The 8,505-nt window shown below is 55.0% G+C and carries 3 protein-coding genes and 6 pseudogenes; 5 read left to right on the top strand and 4 right to left on the bottom strand.

Annotated elements, in window-relative coordinates:
• Positions 1–49: 49 nt before the first annotated feature.
• Positions 50–2,514, bottom strand: a pseudogene (locus GOW16_RS22335) (Tn3 family transposase); the annotation flags it as partial.
• Between the two features lie 142 nt (positions 2,515–2,656).
• On the opposite strand from GOW16_RS22335, the gene GOW16_RS22330 reads away from it, so the two are divergent.
• The 4 genes and pseudogenes from GOW16_RS22330 (at position 2,657) to GOW16_RS22900 (ending at position 4,954) form a co-directional block, all read left to right on the top strand.
• Complete coding sequence (locus tag GOW16_RS22330; RefSeq protein ID WP_170419750.1) at positions 2,657–3,232, top strand: recombinase family protein; 576 nt, start codon at positions 2,657–2,659, stop codon at positions 3,230–3,232.
• A 127-nt stretch (positions 3,233–3,359) separates the two neighbouring features.
• The gene (locus tag GOW16_RS22325; protein WP_170419748.1) at positions 3,360–4,001 is read left to right on the top strand and encodes a LysE family translocator; all 642 of its coding nucleotides are present in this window, start codon (positions 3,360–3,362) and stop codon (positions 3,999–4,001) included.
• Between the two features lie 23 nt (positions 4,002–4,024).
• Positions 4,025–4,255 (top strand): annotated as a pseudogene (locus tag GOW16_RS23025) (glutathione S-transferase N-terminal domain-containing protein); the annotation flags it as partial.
• A 282-nt stretch (positions 4,256–4,537) separates the two neighbouring features.
• Positions 4,538–4,954 carry a cupin domain-containing protein gene (locus GOW16_RS22900; protein ID WP_254429889.1) on the top strand — a complete coding sequence of 139 codons (417 nt, stop codon included), beginning with the start codon at positions 4,538–4,540 and terminating at the stop codon, positions 4,952–4,954.
• Between the two features lie 23 nt (positions 4,955–4,977).
• Here the strand turns inward: GOW16_RS22900 and GOW16_RS23175 are convergent.
• Both GOW16_RS23175 and GOW16_RS22305 read right to left on the bottom strand, forming a co-directional pair.
• Positions 4,978–5,210, bottom strand: a pseudogene (locus GOW16_RS23175) (transposase); the annotation flags it as partial.
• Between the two features lie 505 nt (positions 5,211–5,715).
• Positions 5,716–6,066, bottom strand: a pseudogene (locus GOW16_RS22305) (integrase core domain-containing protein); the annotation flags it as partial.
• 138 nt (positions 6,067–6,204) lie between these two features.
• Here GOW16_RS22305 and GOW16_RS22300 point away from each other — a divergent pair.
• Positions 6,205–7,463, top strand: a pseudogene (locus GOW16_RS22300) (IS110 family transposase).
• A 234-nt stretch (positions 7,464–7,697) separates the two neighbouring features.
• On the opposite strand, the pseudogene GOW16_RS22295 reads toward GOW16_RS22300, so the two are convergent.
• Positions 7,698–8,455: pseudogene (locus GOW16_RS22295) on the bottom strand (helix-turn-helix domain-containing protein); the annotation flags it as partial.
• Positions 8,456–8,505: the final 50 nt, after the last annotated feature.

Genomic DNA, 8,505 nt, shown 5'->3' with positions numbered 1-8,505 from the left:
TCACACGCTCACAGACCATTCAAAGATCGCTTGACACCGGGGGTATCCATATATGACTGGGACGCATTCTCCCGGATAGCATGGTCGCGATACAGCGCAGAACATCCGACCAATTCGCGGCGATTGTGTTTTCGCGGATTTTATCGCCCACCAAACCCCTCAGTTCAGTCGGGACACTGCGGCGATCAAAGACATGCAGCCGTTTGGATGGCAGATCCCTGATACGCGGGATGAACCGGTAGCCGAGCAACGAAGTGGCTGCGAACACAAGGTCGGTGAAGCCGCCGGTATCGGCGTATTGCTCTCTGATCCGTTTCCCGGTTGGGTTCATCAGCAACCCGTCCAGTATATATGGAGCCTCGCTCACTGTGGCGGGAATGACCTGGGTGGCGAATGGGCCGTATTGGTCCGACACATGGGTATAAGCTTTCGGGCCGGGTTCATGACCGTACTTCGCGTTTATCAGGTTCATCGCTTCACCCTGTCGCGTGGTGGGAAAGAACTGACCATCACTGGATGTGGTTTCACCGACACCCCAGTATTTTGCCATTGGCAACTTCGCTTGCGCTTCAATCACCATGGCCAACGCCCGATTGATGGCCGCGCTTTCAACATGCCAGTTTGACAGCCGTCCAACTGAGTAAAGCTATGGGTGCTGCTGGCCGCAGCCATCTTGCTCAGGCCAAGATTCAGGCCCTCTGCCAGAATGACGTTCAGCAATCCGAGCCTATCTTTGCACGGTGCCCCAGTGCGCAGATGGGTGAAGGCATCGGCGAACCCCGTATCATTGTCCACATCTGTGAGGATATCCGTGATCCTCACTTCCGGCCGACGGCGGTAAAGATCTAAGATGAGGCTACCAGCTTCGGCCGGAACATCCGCTTCAACTCGTTCAACGCGCAACCGACCATCCTCGATGACACCACCGGGAAGGGTTCCGTTTCTGACTGCCATCGCAAGCCTGTGCAGCCCATCTTCCATGCGTTGTTTGCGATCTGCGATCCAGATTTCCGGTTCCAAGGGCATCGACAAGCCCATTGTTTGCGCGGCTTCCATCTGAACCAGGGCCTGTTTCATGTCGCTGTAGCGGCGGGAATGGGAAAGCCAGACATCTCCGGACCTGAAGGCTTCACGCAGATGGAACAATACCGCAACGACCCATAGCCGGTCCCTGTTGGTCTCGGCATTCCGCAACTGGCCTCGCCATTTTGACTGCGGCTTCAGAAACGGAGCAGACCGGCTTGGGATATCTTGCTTGTCGCGGATTACATTGGTTGCCGTAAGCAACGGTTCGGCCACACTGGCGCAGGTAACGTCCAAGGCCGCCAGCATGCGCGGGGCATAGAGCTTGAAGCGATGATAGCCCTTCTCAACATAGGCCAGCGCATCTGCCTTTACGGTTTTCCCAAGCGCTCCTGCCGTTGCGACGAGGCTTTCCAGCATGCCCCAACCACAGGACGCATCCACGGCACCGGCGACGGCCACTTCATCGCCTTTGGCCAGCAACAATGTCGTGCCTAGCGTTTCGAACCCGGCCAAGGTTGCTGCAATCTCCGATTGCGCCTCGGCAACACGGGCATCGCAAATCCTCTTTGCCTCCCGCCAGATCGAGCCAACGATCCGATCATGGGTTTCGACAACGGTATCTGCGATGGCAGCTGACCATTCCACAACGCATGTGGCGAGAATGGCCAGTCGGCGATCACTGGTGATGTCCCGAAGGCCATCTGTAAAATAGCGCTCCCCCTGACGGCGCAATTGTGTGACCCGATGCGCTGGAATGTCGTCCAGAACCACAAGTGATAAGGCAATTCCTTGCAGAAATTCCAACCGATCAAGCTGACGGTTCATATCGGCGGAGTTCTTGCCCACCTCGCACTTCCGCAACCAGATGAACCGGCTGACCCGACCATCCACCTCTTCGGTCGGCAAGGCATCAAGACGTGCGCGCATCTTGCTATCGAGACGCGCGACAATACGAGCATCGACCCGCCGCTCGGCGTCAACCAACGCATCCGCACAATGACGTTCTATTCTAGTTGGACCGGGCAAGACGATCTGTCTCCGACGACACTCTTCCACAAACCCGCGCACCATGCTTTCGCAGGATTGTGCGGCCTCGGCGTGCTGATCGAGCCAACGTTTCATCTGCATTGCAGCTTTGCCCGTGAACATCTTGTACCCATAAATCTTGCGCAAAACGTCAAGATGTTCGTAGCGGGTGTTTTCTCTGGCGTAAGGAAGCAGATCGTCAGGCTTGAACCCAATTTGGGCAGCGACAAAGCGCAAGAAAGGTTCAGGGATCACCTCGCCCGCGTTCAGCAAGCGACCAGGATACCGAAAAGCACAGAGCTGAAGTGCAAAGCCGATCTGGTTCTCTGACCGCCGTCGCGTGCGGATGTGTTCGATGTCTTCATCGTCCAAGGTGTAGTGCTTCAACAGCGTAGCTTCATCGGTGGGAAGATCAAAAAGCGCCGCGCGTTGTCGCGCGGTCAGAACCGCTCGGTGTGCCATTCAAAGTTATGTCCGTAAGGGGTCCGATGAACGGACGGTTGTTCGAGATCCGCTCTGTCCAGCGAAACTGCTGCGGGAGGTGTCTCGTATAGATGGTCCGATAATATTTGCAGTGAAGGGGCTGTATTCGTACAGTTCATGCATGACCGCGACAAAAATTGGATATGCCCGGTGCTCAACCGACGGTCAGGACCTCACCGCGCAAAAGCAGGCATTGGAAAAGCTCGGCGTAACCACTGATCGCATCTACACCGACCAAGGCCTGACTGGTACGAGCCGCGCACGCCCAGGACTTGATCAGGCAATCGCCGCCGTGCGTGAGGGTGACACATTTGTCGTGCCCAAACTCGACCGCCTTGCCCGTTCAGTTCCCGATGCCCGCGCCATCGCAGACCAACTCGAAGCCAAAGGCGTCAAGTTGGCTCTCGGTGCATCCGTCTATGATCCAACCGATCCAATAGGGAAGATGTTCTTCAACATCCTAGCCACCTTTGCCGAATTCGAAGCTGACCTGATCCGTATGCAGACCCGTGAAGGCATGGCCATCGCCCGAGCCAAAGGAAAATTGCGCGGCAAACAGCCAAAGCTATCTAACAAGCAGCAGAAGGAACTCTGCCGAATGCACGGCACCGGCGACTATTCCATCAGCGATCTGGCCGAGGTGTTTTCCGTATCCAGGCCAACCATCTACCAGACCCTAAATCGCAACCAGACCTGACGCTCGCCGCGCTATAATCGAACTGGAAAGACGCGGATGGTACGGCACCCTAAACGTCTGCTTCTGAAGTTTTTCTTGATGCAATGAGTCGCCTATCGCAAGCTTTCCGAAAACGAGGAAATTCATAATGGAACAGATTTACACTTATCTCCCCGGTATTTTGCTGGCGTATTCGGCTTTCTTGTTGGGCGTCTTAAGCCCAGGACCGAATGTACTTGTAGTCATAGACACATCGATGAGCGTCAGTCGGAAGGCAGGGATTTCTCTTGCTCTTGGCGTCGCAACAGGTTCATTTACTTGGGCAATGCTGACGGATTTGGGTTTGTCGGCAGTGCTCGCCATTTATGCAGCGGCCATAGCGGTGGGTAAGATCGTGGGTGGCCTCTATCTGTTTTGGCTAGCCTACAAGGCGTTTAAATCGGCAGCCTCTGCGCATGATGTAAAAGCCCGAACGCTAGACGGGGAAACACGATTCCCATTTGGTTACGCGCTACGCGGATACATCATCCAAATGACCAACCCGAAAGCGGCTTTGACTTGGATTGCTATCATTGCGCTTGGGCTACAGCCTGGGGCACCACTCTGGGTGGCTGTTGTCATCGTGACAGGGACGTTTTTGCTTTCAATCGTGATCCATGTCCTCTACGCCGTCGCGTTTTCGACCCCGATCATGGTATCTCTGTACGGAAAGGCGCGCCGGTATATTCAGGCGACACTTGGAGCGTTTTTTGCCTTTGCAGGGTTCAAGCTGCTGACCAGTCGGAGCTAGCAGAGTGCGGGGCGATACTGGATATGCTTGAGATTTGGGGGCGTCGTTCATCATCTAACGTTCAGGCCCTCATGTGGTGTGTCGGTGAATTGGAACTACCTCATGTCCGCCACGATGCAGGCGGACGTTACGGCGTCACCCACACCGATGCTTTCGCTGCATTGAACCCCAACAGGACCGTTCCGGTGCTGCAAGACGCGGACGGTCCAGCGATCTGGGAGACGAGTGCAATTCTCAGGTACCTAGCCAACCGCTACGGTTCGCCCTCTTTTTGGCCGGACGACCCCATAGAAAGAGCTGAGGTCGACAAATGGGCTGAGTGGGCCAAAATCAACGTGGCGATGGGGTTCACTGTGCCGGTTGCCAAACAAAATGGATGGTTAGATCAATTGAGGAAATGTACTGCTGAATGCGGTCCGTGTTCAGAATGCTATCAGTCAAAAAGTCTCATAGATATTTGGCCTTTCCCTCAGGGCCGAAAACCGGCAACTTACTCGCGAGCCGAACCTCATAGTAGAAGCGTTAGGAGATCTTCCTTGATCCGTACTCTTTCATTTATTGCGGCACTATGTCTGGCCGCTGCTAGTCTTTTCGCAGATGGCATTTCCAAGCCCGTCGTAAGACCACTGATGTCCAGTGCGGAGACGGTTCTGGGTCAACCCGTGGAATATCCTAGCGGGCAAGCCGTCGTGACAACCGCTCTGGTTGAGATGCCGGTGGGCACCGAAACTGGGTGGCATCGCCATGATGTTCCTCTGACCGGGTATGTTCTGGAAGGTTCGCTGACCGTCGACTATGGCGAGTTCGGGGAAAAGACGTATAATGCCGGGGACTCTGTGCTTGAGGCAATAAATCTCCCGCATAATGGTCGCAATGACGGGCCCGGCCCCTTGCGCCTGTTTGTCGTCTATATGGGGGCCGAAGGGCAAGCCAATACAGTTCTGGTAGAATAACTAGGTGTCATTCGACGGGCAGAACGACTGGCGCTGGTGGGATCGGCGATGTGATTTTCGAGGTATTGTAACGATGCCTTCGGTGTCTGCCTCAGAACATGCGAACCCAATAGCGCCTGCGCAGCGTGGGAAACTCCCGTTGTGCCTTATGTGACGAACGGCCCTTCATCCTGCGCACCAGATCCGAGATGACAGTCTTTGGCGGCAACGATACGAACATGCGCACGTGATCGGAGGACAGCAACCCGCGCAGGAGGTGTTGCAGTGAACCACAATACGCTGAACCGCTGGGCGACACGGTATGCAGGCGCAATCGATGAAACGGCGTGTCGTTGTACTGGACCGTGCGACCGCTCCTGGAGAATGGATGAAACGAACTTCAAAGTGAAATGCAACTGTATCTCTCTATCGCACCGTAGAAAAACACGGAAAACCCGGAATTTCATGCTGCCCGAACCTCGAAACAAGCTGGCCGCCACAAGGTTCTTCGCCCGGATACTTGAGATCAACGGTCTTCGACGAAAGATCGTTATCGACTATAGCTGTGCTTACACAGCGGGTGTTTAGGTGATCAACAAGTTGCTCGCGGGCTCTGGTTGCACCATCCAGATAGAGATGATTAAGCGGAAATATCTAACGGATGTATTTGACAAGAACTATTTGAGGCACCGCGCCATTGTCGTTGGGTGTCCCTTGTCAGGGATTTTGGGACAGATGGCGGCGTGAGCTAAGAGAGGTTCTGGCGCATCTGGTTCATGTGATTATGCGGCGGATTTGCGGTGAAGCAAGCGCCGGGTTTCGATGGTCTTCAGTTTGATCCTTTCTCGTTGTTGCAGGATGGACTGTTCGCGTCCGAAGTAGACATCGGCCGGAGTGAGGTTTTGTAGGCTCTCGTGATAGCGTCGATGGTTGTAATGATCGACAAAGGCATCGATCTGTTGCCTGAAATCGCCGGGCAGATAGTAGTTTTCCAGCAGGATGCGGTTCTTCAAGGTCTGGTGCCATCGCTCGATCTTCCCCTGAGTTTACGGGTGATACGGAGCACCTCGAATATGATCCATCTGCCGGTCCTCCAGCCAATCGGCCAACTCGCTGGAGATGTAGCTGGACCCGTAACACCTTCGGAATGACGCTGATGCAGAGGCTATGATTGCCTGCGCAGCCCTCAAATAGCGCAGCAGGTGATCATAGCCGGTTCTCAGGTTTCTACAGTGGTTTTGCGACAAACCACACCTAAGAGGAGACCGACTATGACCGACACCACTATTGCACAGTCAGAAGCTGTTTTGGTGGCGATCGATATTGCCAAATCCCGCCACGAGGTTCTGCTTCGTATCCCTGGGACGAAGCGTCGACGCCGTTTCACCATTCTGAACCAGCTTGCCGACTTCAATCGGTTGATCGCCATACTCACGGATTATGGCCGCCCTGTCCGCGTGGCGTTTGAAGCCACCGGCAATTACCACCGCGCTCTGGCTTATCAGCTTGGCGTCGCTGGTTTCGAGGTGAAGCTGGTATCTTCCGTGGCCTTGGCGCGCACCCGCGAGGCCCTGAACAACAGCTGGGACAAGAACGATCCAAAAGACGCGCAGGTTATCCTGCACATGATGCAAATCGGGAATGAGCAATTCTATCACGATCCATTGCTGAGCGGCACAAATGACTTGCAGGAACTATCCAAAACACACGACATCGTCTCTCGTTGTAAAACCGAGTTATGGCACCGGGTGCTGACCCATTATCTGCCGCTGTATTTTCCTGAAGCGGAGCGTTTCCATCGCAGCTCGCGCAGCGACTGGTTCTTCGCCTTCCTGGAGCGCCACCCGTCACCGCATTTCATCTCCGCCATGGATCAAGATGCGTTCATTGCCGACGCATGGGAAGTTGTCGGCCGCAAAGTCTCAAAAGAACGTTTGCTTGCAGATATTTATCAGACCGCCAAGTCCTCGGTTGGCTTGCCAATCGCATCGGATTCTGATGCAGCCAAGATGTTTCGTTTGGTCTTGGGTGAAGGGCGCAGCCTGATTGCCCAGCGTAATGAGATTGAGGATCGCGCCGTTGAGCTTCTCAAGAACAACAGCGACTACAAACTCCTGACTTCGATCCCGGGGATCGGGCCCATCAACGCCCTGACCATTCTGGCCGAAGCTGGCGACCTGCGCCGCTTCCGGCATCACCGGCAGTTTCTCAAATTCTGTGGGATGGACCTCGCGACCATCCAGTCCGGCACCTTCCGAGGTCAGACCAAACTATCAAAATACGGCAATGCCAGATTGCGTCGCACACTATGGATGGCTGGTCAGGTAGCCATCATGCAGCCAACCAACAGCTTTCGCGACAAGTTCGAACGTTACATCACGAAGGACCGGCATAACGCCCATTTGCGCCGAAAGGCCTACACCGCAATCGCCGCCAAGATGGCCCGCACAGTTCATGGGATCATCAAACGCGGGGAACCATATCGCCCCTTCTTTGAGGGGTGATCGACAGCAGAAGGACCCTTCTCTGACAGGGCCGTAGAGGCAGGTTGCTGACCTCGTAGATAATGTTCAGGCCTTCTGCTCAACGACCCGAAGATCTCGTCTTAAGGACGGTGAGAGCCGCAAAAGCGTACTCTGTGTTTGTTATGGGAGAGACACGTTGTTGACCAAAACGCCGAACTGACACACATTCGACCATGCTGGAACACCCCAGCATGACAATGACCTGATGCCAAATCTGCTGATCGTTCCGCATATAGGACGTTGTCGCTGAGCAGCCGTGGCTTATGCAGAACCGTCGCCTGATCACAACCTGAGGCTTGCAGCGCCAGGTCCAGGGTGTCGGTCACATCGCCCGACTTCATCGTCGTGCAAAGCTTCCAAGCGATGATGTAGCGGCTGTAATCATCGAGGATGGCCGACAGGTAGAACCAGCCCCAGCCGATGACCTTCAGGTAAGTGAAGTCGGTCTGCCAGAGTTGGTTCGGCCGAGTGGTTTTATCGTGGAACTCGTCGGCCGCCGATAGAACCACATAGGCCGGGCTGGTGATCAGGTCGTAGGATTTCAGGATGCGATAGACCGAAGCCTCAGAGACAAAGTACTTTTCTGTGTCGGTGAACTGCACGGCCAACTCACGCGGCGACAGATCGCTTTCCTTCAGAGCCAGGTCCTTGATCTTCTCACGCATTGGCTGCGGAATGCGGTTCCAGACCCGTGATGGCTTGGGGCTGCGATCCTCAAGCGCCTCGGGGCCGCCAGCCAGATATCGGTCATACCAGCGATAGAAAGTGGTTCTGGGGATGCCGAGCTTGTCCAGCGTACGCCTGGTCGGAAGATGCGACCCTTCGACGAGGCGAATGATCTCCAGCTTCTCAGATGCGGGATATCTCATTCGTCGTCGCCCCCATCCCCGATCATGCTTTTTTTGAGCAGCCGCAACTCAAGGGCCTGCTCGGCAACAACCTCTTTCAGGTCGCGAGCCTCACGGCGCAGATCCTTGACCTCCGTCGAGGTCGCTGCGTAATGGATAAGTCAAGCAGCTTTTCGTTTGGGATCGAAGGTTTCACGCC

The organism is Ruegeria atlantica (genome assembly GCF_013033965.1).
Taxonomy (GTDB): domain Bacteria; phylum Pseudomonadota; class Alphaproteobacteria; order Rhodobacterales; family Rhodobacteraceae; genus Ruegeria; species Ruegeria atlantica_D.
Note: the sequence above shows the minus strand (reverse complement) of the source record. Positions and strands in the feature narration are given on the sequence as shown.